The sequence below is a fragment of the Aquabacterium soli genome (genome assembly GCF_003933735.1).
Taxonomy (GTDB): domain Bacteria; phylum Pseudomonadota; class Gammaproteobacteria; order Burkholderiales; family Burkholderiaceae_C; genus Aquabacterium; species Aquabacterium soli.
On sequence record NZ_RSED01000001.1, the window covers coordinates 165,377 to 181,820 of the forward strand.

Annotated in this window: 12 protein-coding genes; 1 reads left to right on the forward strand and 11 read right to left on the reverse strand. The window is 68.6% G+C overall.

The annotated features are described in order from the left end of the window. Nucleotides 1-398: 398 nt before the first annotated feature. Nucleotides 399-785 (forward strand): DUF4280 domain-containing protein, encoded by a 387-nt coding sequence (locus EIP75_RS24400; protein WP_274379796.1) that lies wholly within the window; start codon nucleotides 399-401, stop codon nucleotides 783-785. Nucleotides 786-932: 147 nt separating this feature from the next. Here EIP75_RS24400 and EIP75_RS00685 read toward each other — a convergent pair whose 3' ends face one another. The 11 genes from EIP75_RS00685 to EIP75_RS00735 form a co-directional block, all read right to left on the reverse strand. Then, the gene (locus EIP75_RS00685; RefSeq protein ID WP_125241293.1) at nucleotides 933-1,274 is read right to left on the reverse strand and encodes a hypothetical protein; all 342 of its coding nucleotides are present in this window, start codon (nucleotides 1,272-1,274) and stop codon (nucleotides 933-935) included. A 1-nt stretch (nucleotide 1,275) separates the two neighbouring features. Then, nucleotides 1,276-1,518 carry a hypothetical protein gene (locus EIP75_RS00690; protein WP_125241294.1) on the reverse strand — a complete coding sequence of 81 codons (243 nt, stop codon included), beginning with the start codon at nucleotides 1,516-1,518 and terminating at the stop codon, nucleotides 1,276-1,278. A gap of 68 nt (nucleotides 1,519-1,586) precedes the next feature. Continuing rightward, the gene (locus tag EIP75_RS00695) at nucleotides 1,587-2,189 is read right to left on the reverse strand and encodes an OmpA family protein (protein WP_125241295.1); all 603 of its coding nucleotides are present in this window, start codon (nucleotides 2,187-2,189) and stop codon (nucleotides 1,587-1,589) included. 104 nt (nucleotides 2,190-2,293) lie between these two features. Continuing rightward, nucleotides 2,294-3,469, reverse strand: a complete 1,176-nt coding sequence (locus tag EIP75_RS00700; protein ID WP_125241296.1) for a transporter substrate-binding domain-containing protein — start codon at nucleotides 3,467-3,469, stop codon at nucleotides 2,294-2,296. 214 nt (nucleotides 3,470-3,683) lie between these two features. Then, nucleotides 3,684-5,507: a type VI secretion system contractile sheath domain-containing protein gene (locus tag EIP75_RS00705; protein ID WP_125241297.1), complete on the reverse strand. Its 1,824-nt coding sequence runs from the start codon at nucleotides 5,505-5,507 to the stop codon at nucleotides 3,684-3,686. A gap of 56 nt (nucleotides 5,508-5,563) precedes the next feature. Then, the gene (locus EIP75_RS00710; protein WP_125241298.1) at nucleotides 5,564-7,570 is read right to left on the reverse strand and encodes a protein kinase domain-containing protein; all 2,007 of its coding nucleotides are present in this window, start codon (nucleotides 7,568-7,570) and stop codon (nucleotides 5,564-5,566) included. A gap of 6 nt (nucleotides 7,571-7,576) precedes the next feature. Continuing rightward, nucleotides 7,577-8,434: a type VI secretion system-associated protein TagF gene (gene tagF / locus EIP75_RS24265; protein ID WP_199758454.1), complete on the reverse strand. Its 858-nt coding sequence runs from the start codon at nucleotides 8,432-8,434 to the stop codon at nucleotides 7,577-7,579. Continuing rightward, nucleotides 8,431-11,997 (reverse strand): type VI secretion system membrane subunit TssM, encoded by a 3,567-nt coding sequence (gene tssM, locus EIP75_RS00720; protein ID WP_125241299.1) that lies wholly within the window; start codon nucleotides 11,995-11,997, stop codon nucleotides 8,431-8,433. The genes tagF and tssM overlap by 4 nt, the downstream gene beginning before the upstream one ends. A gap of 6 nt (nucleotides 11,998-12,003) precedes the next feature. Beyond that, nucleotides 12,004-13,467, reverse strand: a complete 1,464-nt coding sequence (locus tag EIP75_RS00725) for a DotU family type VI secretion system protein (protein WP_125241300.1) — start codon at nucleotides 13,465-13,467, stop codon at nucleotides 12,004-12,006. Between the two features lie 129 nt (nucleotides 13,468-13,596). Further along, the gene (tssK, locus tag EIP75_RS00730; RefSeq protein ID WP_125241301.1) at nucleotides 13,597-14,934 is read right to left on the reverse strand and encodes a type VI secretion system baseplate subunit TssK; all 1,338 of its coding nucleotides are present in this window, start codon (nucleotides 14,932-14,934) and stop codon (nucleotides 13,597-13,599) included. Beyond that, complete coding sequence (locus tag EIP75_RS00735) at nucleotides 14,931-16,361, reverse strand: caspase family protein (protein WP_125241302.1); 1,431 nt, start codon at nucleotides 16,359-16,361, stop codon at nucleotides 14,931-14,933. The genes tssK and EIP75_RS00735 overlap by 4 nt, the downstream gene beginning before the upstream one ends. Nucleotides 16,362-16,444 lie beyond the last annotated feature (83 nt).

Here is a 16,444-nt window from a genome sequence, read left to right on the forward strand (position 1 = left end):
AGCTCACGGACGACGATGGCAGCACGACCAGCTATGGGTTCGCTCCCGACGAAGAGCACCACGGCAGCCCCTTCGCGCCGGGACAGGTCTACAACGACGACAGCACGAACTACAAGAGCAAGGCGTACTCGCGCACCATCGACATCTCCGATGCGCAGTACAACGCGATGAAATCCTTTGGCGAGGACCCCACCGCCGCCGGCTTCAGCACACGTTACAACGGGCTGACGAACAGCTGCATCGATTTCACCTGGAAGGCGTTGGAAGTCGGCGGGCTCAACCCCTCTGGTTATGAGGGCGCCATCTGGCCTACCCACAATATCTCTGCGGTCAAGAAGATCGCGGCACCCGCGGTGGCTGCGGCAGCCGGAGGGGCTTCATCGGCAGGCAGCGGTGCGATCAGCCATGTGTGCAACAACGCATTGCTGGCATGCTCCTTCGGGGCTGCGCCCAGTGCCATGGGCGTATTGCCGCTGAACCGGATGATGACCAGCAACCAGCCGGCGGCCAACATCATGGACCACATCCCCATCGTGAACATCCGGCCGTTCGGGATGTGTTCCAGCCCCGCCAACCCGGTGGTGGCGGCGGCCACGGCGGCTGCCATGGGAGTGCTCACGCCCATGCCCTGCGTGCCGGCCACCGTGTCACCCTGGGTGCCTGGCTCGCCCACGGTGCTGCTGGCCAACATGCCCGCGCTCAACAACACGAGCAAGCTGATGTGCATGTGGGCCGGGGTGATCCAGGTGACCTTCCCTGGGCAGGTCACCGAGCACATTCCTTGATGCGCCTGCACGCAGCTTCGGCAGGTGGGTGCAGCACGATCTGTCGATGAAGCAGTGGCCCGGGTCGAGCCGCCATGCGCTCGCGCGCCCTTGCGTTGTGTCGTGGATGGCGGGTCTTGGCCGCGCCATTGCCACATTGGCGTCTGATCAACGGTTTGCCGCGATTTCCCGCGCCACCAGTGGCGGCACGCCGTACTGATAATCGAAGTGGTATTTGCCTGTGGCGTACAGGGTGAACGTCAGCCAGGTCCAGGCTTCGCTCTGCCCTTGGGGCGGGTGCTCCTGAAGCGCCGCCAGTGCGTCGAGCGCTTCTACGGACAGGTCGACGTCGATCTTCTCGTCACCCAGGAAGCGGTTGGCCACGTAGATCTCCGAGCTGCCATCGCTCCATGCGAAGTTCTCGTAGTGCACCTCGATGCGTTCCCATGGTTCGGTGATGGCGTCGAGCAGTTCGCCGATGAATTGCTCCTGCAGCTCGAGCATGTCCATGTCAGCCACCGGCCTTGTTGCGTAAAACGGTCTTCACCCAGGCGCCATTGTTCGCCGCGCGATTGAAATCGTGCACATCGGTGAAGGTGCGCACGGCCTTGGGCCGGGCCGGCGGCGGGGTGGACGCTGTCGTGCCCCCTTGGCCGGTCTGCTGCCCGTTGCCCAGCGCTGCCACGGCTGCCTGCAGCAGTTGCGTGTTGCGGGCCAGGCGCGTGGTCATGCCATGGGTGTTGCCGCTGGGCATGGAGCGATGACGAGGCGCAGGCGGAAAAAAGGCCGCTGGATCAGCGGCCTTCCTGCGGTGCGGTGCGCTTACTTGGCGCGACCGATCTCCACGCGGCGGTTCTCGCTGGAGTACGGATCAGCCTTGTTCTTGGGGTCGGTCGAGCCCAGGCCCACGGCTTCGAGCATGCCGCCATCGGCGCCCTTCTGGACCAGGTAGGCGCGCACGGATTCGGCGCGGCGCTGCGACAGGCTCAGGTTGCCGGCCTGCGAGCCGGAGGCATCGGCGTGGCCCACGATCTTGACCTGGCGGCCGGACGAGCCACGCTTGCCGCGCAGCACGTCGGCGAAGACGTCGAGCTGGCGCTTGAGCAACTCGGGCAGCACGGCCGAGCCCAGCGCGAACGACGAGGCGGGCAGCGAGTACTTGATGGCGGGCTTGAAGCCCATGCACTTGAAGCCGTTGGCTTCGAGTTCCTTGCAGGCGTCTTCAGGGAACAGGCCTTCCTTGACAGAGGCTGCATCGGGGACGGTGGTGCCGACATCCACGGGGCCGGCGGCCGCGCCGGCATCGGCGGGGGCGGGCGCGGCGTCCTGGGCCCAGGCGGGCGAGGCGCCCAGCGCCGCTGTCAGCAGGCAGGCGGCCAGGATGCGGCGCGCAGCGTGCGATTCAGGGGTGAGGGGGCGGTTCATGGCGGGTGCTCCTTAGGGTAATTCGGCAATCATAGACTCAACGGCGTCGTCGGGGTAGGGGTCGGGTCCCTGAGCTTAGGGATGGCCCAGCCCTCCTGATCAGGTCATTGGCTCAACGGGGCCTGGATGGACCCGAACCAGCGTTTTTCCAGATCTTCCAGGAAGCCCGAGCCACGCAATTGCAGCAGGGTTTCGTTGATTTCCTTGCGCTTGGCGCTGCCCACCGGCAGGGCGAAGCCGTAGTGCTGGCGGGCGAAGGTGTCACCGGCCAGCGCGACTTTTTCATTTTCTGCCGGGTGGGTGGACATCCAGTAGCGCAGCATCGGGGCGTCGTAGACCACGGCCTTGACGTCCTTCTTGAGCAGCGCGGCCATGGCCGAATCGACCGAGTCGTGGCCCTCGACCGGGATGCCGCCGAGCTTGTTGAGGTAGGCGTCGCTGGAGCTGCCCTCGACGGTGCCGACGATCTGGCCCTGCAGGTCGGCCATGCCGCGCACCTGCGTGTTCAGGCGCGTGACCGTCAGGGTGGAGGTGAACACGGCGGTGATGTAGGAGGTGAAGGCGATGCCGCCGAGCATCCACACCACGGCCAGCAGGCGGCCGGGGGTGCCGTTGGGCGACTTGTTCTCGCAGCCGCCGGCGATCAGGATGTTGGTCGACCACCAGAGCGATTCCTTGAAGCCGATCCAGGCCGGGGCCGGGAAGCTCTCTTCGTTGTCCTTGTGCTCGAACCACCACAGCAGCCAGGAGACCAGCAGCAGGGCCAGGACCAGGGCGCCGAAGCCACCCAGCACCGGGGCCGAGGCCAGGCCCTGGAGGGCCACCCAGATCGAGCCGGCGGAGGCCACGGGCGACATGATCTGCAGGCCCGATTCGAAGAAGGGGTGCGAGAAATCGAGCACTTTTTCACGCTCTTCGGTGATGCTCAGCGCGCCCACGCCGACATCGACCTGGCCCTTCTGCAGGGCTTCGAGGGTTTGCGGCACGGTGTCCATGGGCACCCACTCGAACTGCCATTGCTCCTGCTGGGCGATGGCGTTCCACAACTCGACGCTGTAGCCCTTCCATTGGCCATTTTCTTCGTAGGCGAAGGGTTTGGCCGGTTTGACGGCCACGCGCAGCACGCCAGGTTTGCGGGGCGTGTCGACCGCGGCGCTGGCGGCTGCGGCAGGTGCCTTGGCCGGCGCGGCGGGTTGGGCCACGGCGGGGCCGAAGGCTGTGGCGGCGGCCAGCAGCAAAGGCGCGGTGATGCGGGAGAGCAGGTGTCGAATGGATCTCATGGCGTGTGATGCGTCATTTCGTGGGCGTGTCGGCCCTCGATGCGGCGTGCGCCTCCCGGGCGCTGCTGTGGCTGCAATCGTGGGCCGACTCTAGGCACCTTTGGGCGGCTTGCCCATTGCCGGAAAGGTAGTGTCCCCGTCTGAAAGGACGGGGCCGAAGGGATGGGTGTGAACGGGCAGAAAGACGGCGCCGGCGCGTCAACCGGCTGAGCCTTCACTCCAGCGAGGCCAGCAAGGCCGCCAGCTCCGGGTCCATCTCGTCGCTGCCGCTGTCGGACGATGCACTGTCGTCGCTGGACGCGCTGCTGTCGTCGCCACCCAGGCTGGCGAGCAGGGCGTCCAGGTCGTCATCGCCACTGCTGTCGCTGGACGATGAGGACGAGTCGTCCAGCCCGGCGAGCAGTGCGTCGAGGTCGTCGCTGGCGCCGCTGTCGTCGCCGCTCAGGCCTGCCAGCACGTCGTCATCGTCGCCCTTGGTGGCCGGCTTGCCCGCGGCGGGCTTGCGGGTGGTGGCCGTGACGGTGAGCCCGGCGCCGATGCCGACCTTGGTCTCCACGCCCACGCGGGGCCTGGACGACACCGGCGTGGCCTTGCCCAGCGCGGCGCCGTTGACGGCGTCCAGGCCGGCCAGGCGCAGCTCGGGCGCACCCTTGTGGGCCAGCAGCGGGCTGATGCCCCAGTCACGCAGGGTGGTGGCCGCGTCGGTGTTGAGCAGGCGCTCGGTGGTGGGCAGGGCGATGGTGTCGCCGTCCGCATCCTTGAAATGGTAGAAGGGCAGATCACCGATGGTCAGCCCATCGTTGCCTGCCACGGCGCTGGCGGCCAGCAGCGCGGGGTGGCCCCACAGCATGCCGCGCAGGCCCTCCTGGGCCGTGAATTCTTCGAACTCGAAGCTGCTGATCGGGTCGCTGCGCTTGCCGTAGGGATGGCGCAGCATGAAGCGAGGTGCCATCAGGCTGAGGTGGCTGGCCGAGGGCAGGCCCTGCAGGGCGCGCAAGGCCTCTTGCACCAGGGCATGCGGCGGCTTCTTGCGGTCGGTCAGGCCGTCGATGCTGAAGCTGGTGACGAAGGGCGCATTGGCCTGCTGCGCGATCTGGGCGATGCGGCCCAGCAGCTCGGCATGCGGCGGCGTGGCCTCGAACTGGTACAGGCCGCACAGCAGGGTGTAGCCGCCGGTCTTGTCCTGCGAGGGGTTCTCGACCAGCAGCTTGTACAGCGCGGTCTCGGACAGGTCGTCCGTGCTGCTGAGGTCAGCGGCGAATTCTTCGGCGCTCAGGTCGATCAGGTGCACCTGCAGGCCGGGGCCGGTCTCCAGGCGGCGCAGCAGGAAGTCGGCGCCGCGCCAGAGCGACTCGAGCGTCTGGAAGTCGGCGTGGTGCAGCACGGCGCGCAGCGCGTCGGACAGGGCGTTGTCCACCGAGGCGACCAGCGCATCCTTGTTGGGGCTGGCAGCCGGCACGATGAAGGGCGCGACGATGCTGCGGATCAGCGCGTCGGCGCCGCCGGCGGCTGCGGGCGCGTCTTCAGGTGCGCTGGCGAAGCCCACCAGGCGGGCGAAATCGCTCAGCTTCGCATCGGCCGCGGGGGCGGCGCCACGGGCCTTGGACTTGCGGCTGGTGCGCGTGGCCTTCCTGGCCTTGCCATCGGCCCAGCCCTGCACCTGGGCGGCGGCCTTGGCGAAGGTGGCGGTATTGTTCAGCTGCTTGCGCAGGCTGGACAGCTGCGAGAACAGATCCAGGTTGCGGTAGAGCTCGTCGGGGTGGAAGGACTCGAGCTCGGTGAGGTTGATCTCGACGCTGCCCTGCTCGCCCAGCGGCAGGTTGAGCTTGACGTCCAGGCGCGAAAGCGCGTCTTCGAGGGTGTCGAACTCGACCGGGATGGGCTTGCGTTTGGACAGCGCGCTGCCGCTGTCCAGGCGGCCGGCGGCGGCGCCGGCGCTGAAATCACCCAGCAGGGCGATGCGCACGGGGCGCTTGGGCGCCCAGGTGGGCGCGGTGCGGTCCAGTTGGCCGAAATTGGGTGTCCAGTCGGTGCTCATGCGGTTCGCTCCCTGGGATGCATCTGGGGTGTCCCGGGTGGGACGGAGGGGGTGGCTTATTCGAATTCTTCGAGCGTGAAATGGGCGGCACCGTAGTCGTCCGGGCAGGCGCCGCCGCCATCACACACGGGCTTGCCGGCGAACACCGAGCCGGGGCCCTTGTGGTTGCGCCAGGCGGCTTCGGCCTCGTCGCGCGGGAATTCGACGAAACCGCCTTCGTTGCGGCCGCCGGCCTCGGTGAAGTCGCGCGGGCGGCTGGAGACGATGACGACGAAGTGGTCCGTGCCGGCCGGTCCGGCCGCGTCCATGGGCCAGCTCTTGTCGGGCAGGTGGATGTGCTCGCCGGCCTCGACGTGGTTGGTCGGTGCGATCCGGTTGGGGAAGAGCTTCATGAAGGTGCCGTCGGTGCTGACCAGCAGCACATAGGCATAGCCCGGCTTGGACGAGGTGAACGAAAAGCCCAGGCGGTCCTTGCCGATCTGCAGGCGCTGCTTGATGGGCGCGCCCTCGACCGTGAAGCTGGTCGACGCGTTGGTGACGATGCGGTCGAATTCCTTGACGGGGTCGAAGGGGCCCGTGGGGGCGGCCTCGACCGGCGGGGTGGGGGCCGGTGCGGGCACGGCCGCCGTGACGGCACTGGCAGCGGGCGCGGAGGCTGGGGTGTCAGGCGCGTCCGCGTCCTTTTTGCCGCCCAGCACGGCATAGCCGATGCCGCCGGCCGCGGCCAGCGCCAGTACCGCGCCACCGATGATCAATGGCAGGCGCTTGTTGCTCGGGGCCTCACCGTCTGCCTTGGCGGGTTTGGCTGGCTTGGCCTTGGGCGGCGTGCCGGAACCGCCGGCCGTACCTTTGGGAGCGCCGCCGTGCGGCGAGGGCATGGTGGTGGGCGGCACGTAGCCCAGGCCCAGCCCCAGTTCTTCGCGCAGCTGCGCCATGTTCTGGATGCGGTCGTCCGGCTTGACGACCAGGGCGTGGTCGATGGCGCGCAGGAAGCGGTCGCTGTACTTGCCGGCGGCCGACTGGGCCAGGGGCACGTAGCTGTCGTTGACCAGGCGGCCCACGGCGGGCGGCGGGGTCTTGCCGTTGATGGCGTAGTAGACCGAGGCGGCCAGCGCGTAGACGTCTGTCCAGGGGCCCTGGTTCATGCCGGGCACCTCGGCGTACTGCTCCACCGGGGCGTAGCCGGACTTGAGGATCACGGTGAGCGCCTGCGTCATGTCGCCGATCACGCGGCGGGCGGCCCCGAAATCGAGCAGCAGCGGCTTGCCCGTGCCCTTGAGCAGGATGATGTTGTCGGGGGCGATGTCGCGGTGGTAGCACTGCTGGCCGTGCAGCACTTCGAGCGCTTCGCTCACGGGCGCGAGCAGGGCGGTCAGCCAGGCCTCATCGGGCGGGGTGCCACCCATCTCCTTGAGCGTGTCCTTGAGGGTGGTGCCTTCGTAGAAGGGCATCACCATGTAGGCGGTGCCGTTGGCCTCCCAGAACCGGTACACCTTGACCATGGACGGGTGGTCGAACTGGGCCAGCAGCTTGGCCTCGTTCACGAAGCTGCGCAGCCCGGCTTCGAAGGTCTCGGCGTGGCGGGCGGACTTGACGGTGACCGCCAGCCCCTGGCCGCGCGCGGCCAGCGCGGCGGGCATGTATTCCTTGAGCGCGACCTTGCGCTCCAGCGAGTGATCCCAGGCCAGGTAGACGATGCCGAAGCCGCCTTCGCCCAGCGTGTCGGTGACCTCGAACTCACCGACGTAGGTGCCCACGGGCAGGGTGTTGCCATGGTCGCCGGGCACCCCGCCGATGGCGGGCGAGCCCAGGCCGGCGGTGTGCGAGGGGCGCGTGGGCGGGATGGGGATGCTGGCCGGGCCGCCGGTGACGCTGGGCTGGGCCGGCTCAGGGGCCAGGGGGGCCACAGGGGGCAGCCATTCATCGGCGGCGTCCTGCGGGAGGGCGGCGGGCGATGGTGCGGGCACAGGCGTGGCAGGCCGTGGCGACGGGCGGATCACCGTGCGGTCGTCCTCTTCGGGAGAGTCCCCTGGTGGCAGATTGGAGAAGGGGTCGCTGCTCATCGTGGGTCAAACGGCGTGGTGATCGGGTGCTGCAGTATCACCCAGGTCTGCCGGGGCGAAGCCGCTGTGTACCAGGCCGTTGTGGCGCTGCGGCCCCATCAGTGTTTCGAAGTCGGCCCCACTGGGCAGGCCACGCCCCAGCAGGGTCTGGCGGGGTTGGGCCGGATCGGCGGGTTCGGCCCACCACCAGCTCAGGCCGGGGGCCAGGCTGCGCGAGAGCAGCGCATCCAGGCCTGAATGCCACAGGGCGCGGCCCAGGCCGTCGGCCAGGGCGTGGCGTGTCTCGGGCAGGGGCAGCGCCACCAGGCGGGTGTCGCCGCTGGCCAGGCGGGCCAGGGCCTGGGCCAAAGGCGGCGCCTCGTCCGTCCACACGGGGGCGGGGAGCCGGGCCAGGGCTTGGTCCAGCGCATCGATGGGCCAGTCTTCTTCCATGGCATCGGCAGCCAGGTCGTCCATGGCGTGCAGCCAGTTGAACAGGCTGTCGGCCTGCTCGTGGCTGCGCGGCAGGTTGGTGAGCGGCGCGATGATGGTGAGCGGGAAGTAGCGGCCCACGCGGTCGACCGAGGGCATCAAGACACCGGCCACCGGCCAGGCCTGGGCTGCGCCCAAGGTGCCCGCGCTCAGCACGAAGCGCCAGGTGGGGCTTTGCAGGTAACCATTGAGCCACTCGTCGGGCCACTGCTGGCGCAGGGTGCCGATCTCTTCGGCCAGCCAGGCGTCCCAGGCTTCGATCAGCTCATGCGACAGGCGGCGCGAGGCGAAATCGCCCAGCGAGGGCAGCTTGCCATACCAGCCAGGCACGCCGCCTGGGGCGCTGCCCGGCTCGGCGCCGTCGGATCCGAAGGTGTCGGGCAGGCCGTTCACAGCGACCCCGGGCAGCGGAACTGCTGGATCTCGCGCAGCCGGAACGGGTTGAAGGCGCTGCTGGCGATCACTTCCAGCTTGGCCTTCCTGCCGTCCAGGTTCATGACGACCTGGAAGCGCTCGGGCTGGGCCGAGGGCAGCACTTCGAAGCGGTCGAACATGCGGAACAGCGCCCACGAGCCGTCGAACACCTGCGGGGTGCCGGCCGGCACGGTGCTGACCTTGACCTGCGAGGCCAGGCGCTGCGGGGGCCAGTTCACCGTGGCCACGGTGGTGTTGCCGGGCACGAACTTGATCACCTGGCCGTCGATGTCGACGTTGAGCTCCTTCAGATCGGGACTCATTTCCAGCGCGCGGATGTCCACGCGGAAGGCGGGCACCTTGCCGCCGGCACGGAAGAACACGTCGCGGATGCGCGCAGCGCGCTGGAAGTCGGCCAGCGCGGCCCCGCCGGCCGGTTTGGTGCCGTCGGGCAGGGGCTTGAAGCTCCAGGGGTTGGTGCCGGTGTCGACCACGGTGACCAGGCGGCGCTGGTAGAAGTCGTCCATCAGGCCGCCCACGCCGAACATCTGCGAGAAGTCGTCCGGCAGTGCGTCGGCCTTGGAGCCGGGCGAGAAGGGGTAGCGGCCGGCGATGGCGCGCTGGCAGAAGTCCGCCACCGGCTTGAGCTCGGCCGTGAGGCCCTGGCGCTCGGCCACGCGGCTCTGCGAGGCCCCGGCATCGGCCAGTTGCTCCAGCATCGACTTGATCGGCTCGGGCTGCTGGGCCGCGGCGGCCTTGGCGGCGGCACCACCGCCCGGGGGGGGCGGGGTCTTGGTCTTCTGCGCGGCATCCACGGCGGCCAGCTGCACATACACCTCGTTGAACATCTTGAGCACTTCGTCGAGTGGCGGCGGGGTGCCCTCGACCATGCGGTGGATGTAGGCGAAGTGGTCGTCGACGATCTGCTCGATGGGGGCGGCGCTGCCGCCTGTGGGTCCGGGCTCTCCGGCGCCCAGCGCGGCCATTTCGCGGCGGGCCTTCTCGGTGCGCTGGTCCAGCTTGCCCACCACCGTGTCGGAGCCGGCCTTCTCCTTGGCCTCGCCCTTGGGCAGGACAAGTTTGGTCTCGCGGGCCACGCCGCGCAGGTAGGAGGCCAGCGGCGAATCAGGCGCGGACACCACGCGGGCCACCTGCAGGCTGCGGTCCAGGCCGCCCAGCTTGACCAGCTGCACATCGGCCAGGTAGGCGTCCCACACCTTGATGTATTCCTCCAGGTAGAGGCGGCGCACGCGGTTGGACATTTCATCGGCCGCCTGGTTGCCCGTGGCCTTGTCCTTGAGCGCTGCCAGGCCGGTCGCGGCCGACTTGGTGCCCAGCACCCATTCTTCTTCGGAGGCGAGCTGCTCGACCACGGCGCCCACCGAATCCTTGAAGGCCTTGTGGTAGCCATCACGCGTGAACAGGCCCGGGATGCCCTTGGTCAGCGGCTGCGTGCTGGCGCGGGTGAACACCTGCGAGGCGTTGGGGCCGCCGGCCGAGGCCACCGAGAACTCGGGCAGGTCCGAGCCCAGCTGCTGGCGCTTGAGGCGGCTGAACACGCGGTACTCCAGCGGGTAGGCCACCAGCATCTCGCGCACATTGGCCACCAGGTTCTTGTCCAGCGGCACGTTGGGTTGCGGGGCGCCTCGCGACAGCATGTCGTCCAGGTCCTTGTCGAGCGCCTCGCGCTGTTCGGGCGTCAGGCTGCGCTGCAGGTTCACGTCCCAGTCCAGCGTGATCCAGGCCTTGATGCCGGCCGGGTCGAACTTGTCGGGCGTGTAAAGCATCAGGTAGCCCTTGAGCGCCTCGTAGGCCAGCTCCAGGTTGCTCTGGTTGACGGCGCGCAGGCGCTCTTCCAGGCGGCGGGCCACGCGCGGCATCATCGCGTGGTCCAGCAGGCGGTGGTAGCTGATCTGCGCGGCCGCGTCGAGCTTGTCGCCCTGGAACAGGCCGAAGCCGTAGCTCAGCGGCACGTTCTCGAAGTCGAACCCGGAAGGCACGGCGGCGTTGCGCACGGCCCCCAGCACATCGGGCAGGGGCGTGACATCGCTGTTGGTGGCCGGGGGCAGGCCGTCGACCTTCTTCTGCAGATCAGGCAGACGCGCCTCGACCTCGGCCACGTAGGCCTTGTTGCGCACATAGCTCACGCTCCAGCCGGCGATCAGCACCACGCTGAGCAGTGCCAGCGCGGCGACACCCGCCAGCTTGAGCCGGCGGCGGCGCACTTCGACGGCGCGGTTCTCGCCGACCAGGCCTTGCTCCTGGAAGACGACCTCTTTGAGCAGGCGGTGCAGGAAGAAGCTCTTGCCGCGCGCACCGGCGGGCGCGTTCAGGCGGCGCTCGACGCCGAAGGTGCGGGCCAGGGTGCCCAGCACGCGGTCGATGGGCGTGCCCTCCTGGGTGCCGCTGGTGAAGTAGACACCGCGCAGGATGGGCTTTTCTTCGAGCGAGCCACCGCCGCCGAAGACCTGTTCCAGGAAGCCGCCCAGTAGGCCCTTGAGGCCCGAGAACTGCTGCGGGAAGGCGAAGATGGCGGCGCGGCGCAGCACGTCGTTCTCGGCTTCCATGCGTTCGACCAGGCGTTCGCGGATGCGCTTTTCCAGCGCGGCATACTCGGACTGGAACTCGCGCAGGGTGTCGGCTTCGCCGCGGGCGTCGTACGGGAAGGTGAAGCCCCAGACCTGGTCGCGCTCTTCCTTGCCCATGGCGCCGAAGCTCTCGTTGAAGCCGGCGATCAGGTCAGCCTTGGTCAGCAGCACGTACACCGGCGGGCGGATGCCCAGCTTGGTGTGCAGCTCCTGGATGCGGGCGCGCAGCTTGGCGGCGTGCTCCTTGCGGTCGGCCGGGGTCTGCTGCAGCAGGTCCTGCACGTTGATCGTCAGCAGCACGCCATTGAGCGGGCGGCGCGGACGCGTCTTCTTGAGCAGCGACAGGAAGGTGTCCCAGGCGCTGGCGTCGACACTGCTGTCGGACTCCTGCAGCGTGTAGCGGCCGGCCGTGTCGATCATCACGGCTTCATCCGTGAACCACCAGTCGCAGTTGCGGGTGCCGCCCACGCCGCGCACGCTGGCCTGGCCCAGCTTCTCGGCCAGAGGGAAGGTCAGGCCGGCGTTGAGCAGGGCCGTGGTCTTGCCCGAGCCGGGCGCGCCGATGAAGATGTACCAGGGCAGCTCGTACATGAACTGGCCGCGCTGGAACACCGAGCGCTTGCCGCTGCCCGATTCCTGCAGCACCTTGACGGCCTGGTTGAAACGGTCATTGAGGGTGGCGGCTTCTTTGTCAGAAGCGCTGGGGCCCTTGGCCATGCCTTCGAGCAGGGCCGCGTTGGCGCGCTTGCGCCGGATGGCCTTGAGCACCAGGCTCAGGATCAGGATGCCGAAGAAGACGCCGATGATGGTCAGGCGCACCCAGGTGGGTTCGAAGGGCTTGCTCTCGCCGAAGCCGATCAGCGGGCCGACCCACCACACGAGAGCGGAGAGCGCCAGCACGCCCAGCACGGCCAGCAGCACGGGATGCACGAGGAAGGACAGGAATTTTTTCATGATCGGTCACTGGCCCGCTTGAGGTTGCTGCGTCGTCGATGCGGCGGGTGGTGCGCCCGTCAGGGAGGCGGCCTGTCCGCTGGCATTGGCCACGAACAGAGTCACCTCGACCCGGCGGTTCTTGGAGCGGCCCTCGGGTGTGCCGTTGTCGGCCACGGCCTCGGTGTCGGCACGGCCTTCGGCGCGCAGTCGGTCGGGCTTGATCCCGCCGAGCGTGTTCTTCACGGCATTGGCGCGGTCTTGCGAGAGGTGCCAGTTGGAGGGGTAGCGCAGCGAGCGGATCGGCTGGTTGTCGGTGTGGCCGGTGATCAGCACCGCGCCCGGGAAGGCCTGCAGCGCATCCTGGATGCGCACCAGCAGCGGCTTGACCTTGTCTGCGATCTCGGCGCTGCCGGGCTCGAAGAAGCCATCGCCCTTGATGGTGATGATGGAGCGGTCGGCCAGGTCCTGCACGTTGACCAGCCCGGCTTCGATCTCGGGCCTCAGCAGGCCGGCCAGGCGCGGCTTGTCGGCCGGCGGCGGCGTGGCCGCGGGCGTGCTGCCGGCCTTGGCGTCCATGGCCTGTAAGGTGCTGAACACCGGGTCGGACGAGCCGTTGATGCCGAAACGGAAGCCGATGTAGATGCCCAGCAGCAGCAGGCCGGTGAAGGCGGCGATCACCCACAGCGGGATGCCGTCGCCCAGGCGCGCGGCCTTGGCCTCTTCGCCCTTCCAGCGGATGGACAGGGCCTTGTCGGGCTCGGGGCGGCCCTGGCGCAGCAGCTGGGCCAGTCGCTGGCGCACGCTGTCGAGCTGGGCACGGCCGTTGTCGAGCACGCGGTAGCGGCCTTCGAAGCCGAAGGCCAGGCACACGTAGAGCAGCTCGAGCAGGTTGCGGTTGTTGGGGATGTTCTCGGCCAGCTTGGACATCAGCTGGAAGACCTTCTCGCCGCCCCACGTTTCATTGTGGAACTGCACCAGCAGGCTCTGCGCCGACCACACGCCGGAGCCGCCCCAGGGCGTGCTGGCGGCGGATTCGTCGAGCAGGGTGCACAGGATGTAGCGTGCGGCGACGATCTGCTCATTGGGCAGGCCATCGGCACGGGCCTGGCCCTCGAACTTGCGGATGCCCTCGGACAGGGCATCTTTCAGGCCCGCCGGATTGGGGTGCTGCACCATGTGGCGGATGCGGGGCGCCGTGGTCAGCAGCGGCATGGCGGCCGAGACCAGCGGGTTCAGGCTGGCCGTCATCAGCGCGTCCATGGCCAGCGGCGCGTCCTTGCCGCCGGGCGCACCGCCGGCTCCGGGGCCGCCAGGCCCACCGCCGAAGCCACCACCACCACCGGGGCCCCCTGGTCCGCCGCCGAAACCACCACCACCCGCGCCACCACCGGCGCCGCCGGCCTGGCCACCCTGACGGGCACGTCCGGCGCTGGGCTTGATGACCGTGCGTTCGGACTCGAACGCGGCAAAGGGATCTTGATCGCTCATGACGATGCTTTCTGCCCGCCCGTGTGCTCACGGCGGCGTTCGCGGAAAGCGGCCCGGTGGGCCGCTGAGTGTGATGGTCGTGTGGTCAGGGTGGGGTGAGCGGGCATGTCGGACTTCCCTCTCTCCCTCTCAGGCGCGGATGGCCCAGAACTCCAGCTCCAGGCCCGGGAACTCGCCAGCGATGTGCATCGCCATGCCGCCCGAGCTCTCGAGCTGCTTCCACAGCTCGTTGTTGCGGGTTTCGAGCTCGAAGTAGTTGAAGCCTGCGTGGTAGGGGATCTGGCGCGGCGCCACCGGCAGCGGCCGCAGCGTGACGCCGGGCAGTTGCAGGTTGACCAGGTCGCGGATGCGCTCGACCGGGCCGATCTTGACCTGCGTCGGGAAGCGCCCGCGCAGGGCCTCGCCCGGCATCTGGGCGGCCACCGCCAGCACGAACTGGGCGCTGCGCTGCAGCTCCACGTCCGAGATGATGGCCACGCGCACGCCGTACTTCCGGTCCTGCAGCTCGATCGGGATCGCGGTCTGCTCCATCACCATCGACAGCGACTGGCGCAGGTCGTCGATGACGGGGCGGAAGGTGCGCGCGAGGTCGTCGTGGTCGTACTCGGGGTAGGCGCTGGGACGGCGGCGCTCGCGGAACGTGGACAGATCGCCGGCCAGCGTCAGGCAGGCGCTGTACAGGCGCTCGGGGTGCAGCACCGACACGCCCTGCAAGTGCGCGAACAGCGGTTCGTTGCGGTTGACGGTTTCGAGCAGCAGGAAATCGGCGATCTCGCCCGAGCCGCTGCGGCCGGGTTGCGCCAGCCGGCTGGCCAGCGCCTCGCCGCGCTGGTGCAGCAAGCCGTAGAGCTCGCGCACGTAGCCGTCGAGGATCACATGGCCGCGCGAGTGCAGCAGCGGAGGCACGTAGTGCGGATCCAGCACGACCTTGTTGTCGGCACGGCGTTCGATCACGCGGGCCACGCCCAGGGTGGCATAGCCTTCGACCGCATCGCGCGCCATCATCAGGCGCAGGTTGATGCGGCCGATCTGCAGGGCAGCGTCGCGGTCGGCGTTGGTGTTGTTGTCACCGACGTCGACCTCGGTGACCTTGTAGCGCGTGCCCAGCGAGCCGCCGGCTTCCTCGGCGTCGGATTCGATCACGCCCGGGCGCTGAAGCGTGAGCGCCAGCACGATCAGTTCGTTGCGTGCATCGGCGGGGACATCGAATGCGGCCGGGGCGGCATCGTTGTTGGGCAGGGAAAATGCGGTGCCGTCGGGCAGCAGGCCCTGGGCGGCAGAGATGGCCAGCTTGCCCAGGTTCAGGGCGGCGTCGTCCAGCGTGAGCGACGAGAACCCCCAGCCGTAGGCCCAGGCGGCCTGCAGTCGGTCACGCAGTTGCTGCTCGATGTGCCTGTCGTGCTGCTGGAAGTGCTGCGGCTGGAGGAACATGCCCTCCGTCCAGATGACTTTGTTGTTCCAGGTCATTTGCGGTTGTGGTCCAGGGTGGGCGGTGGTGTGTAGGCCAGCTCGCGGGCACGGGTCTCGAACTGGGCTGCCATGACCGGCTGGTCCAGGTTGCGGTAGTACACGGCCAGCTCGTACGAGGCGATCCCGTTGCCCAGGGCCGCGGCGTACTGCATCCAGCCTTCGTAGCGGTTGGTATCTCGGTCGACGCCCTCGCCGCGCAGGTAGATGCGCGCGATCCGCGCGGCGGCATCCTTGTCGCCACGCGCCGCCTTGCGGATTTCTGCCCACACGGGGTTGCCGGTCTCGGCCTTGGGAAAGAAGGCGCTCTTGAACAGGCGCACGTCGTTGCGGCGCATGGCCTTGGCGGCGTCGTCGGCGCCTTCTCGGGCCACCTGGGCGCTGCCTGCCAGCGTGCTGTTCGGAAAGCGCTTGAGGTAGTCGTCCGACAGCTTGATCAGATCGACCGGCCAACCGCTGGCTTCGATCTGCTGCCACAGGGCCGATTCGTCCTGGCTGCTGAACTTGACGGGCGCGCCCTGGGCACTGGCCAGCAGCGACAGGCGGATCTTGGTGCGGACGTTCTCGGCGATGAAGGGGAACTGGGCCATCTGCCGGATGCCGGCGATCGGATGGTTCAGCATGGTGTTCTGCACGTCCGTTTTGACCAGGCGGAACATGTCCGAAAAGGTGATGTCGTCGGACGCGGTGTTCAGCACCTTGACCAACGAGGCCGTGTAGAAGGTGTTGGCCGTTTCCACCGAAGGCGAGATCGCGGGCTTGCCGGCGCCGGTGGAAAACGCGATCAGGCAGCCCACGGGGGCCTCGACCTGGTTGAAGCCGTCGCCGGCCTGCAGCGCTGCCCGCAGGTTGGTGCGGCAGGCGTCGATCACGGTCATCGTCAGCCCGTTGGGGCGCTTGGGCAGCACGTCGATCACATCGCGCTTGAAGTGCAGGCTGCCGTTGAGCAGCACCGGTTCATTGGCGCTGGGATTGACGCCTGCCCCCAGCAGCAGGTTCTCGGCCTCGACCTGCATGCCGTGGCCCGTGTAATAGAACATCACCGAGGCATCGGCCGGCGCGTTCTGGCACTGCTGGGCGAACTGGGTGATGGCCCGGCGCAGATTGCCCGGGTCCTGGTCGACCACCGATGTCACTTTGAAACCACGCTTTTCGAGCACGGCCCGCAGGTCGCGCACGTTCTTGTGCACCGGGGGCAGGTCGAACGGCGGAGGGTAGGCCCGGTTGCCGATCAGCAGGGCCAGGCGCACCGGCGCAGGCCCGTCGGCCTTGGCTGGGGTGGCGCGCGGTGCCGGTCCCGTGGCCCCATCGTCGGTGTAGCCCGAGGCAAGGCTGCTCACGCCGCCGAGGGGAAGGCAGCCCACCAGCGGCAGGCCGAGCAGGTTCCGCCGGGTGGTGTCAGGAGCGTCGGGTTTGGGGTGTTTCATGCCAACAAGAGCACTGAGGTCGAAACTCCGACACAGATGTCGGCCAATGGTTCGGTACGCAAAACGGCATTTTTATCCTGAAA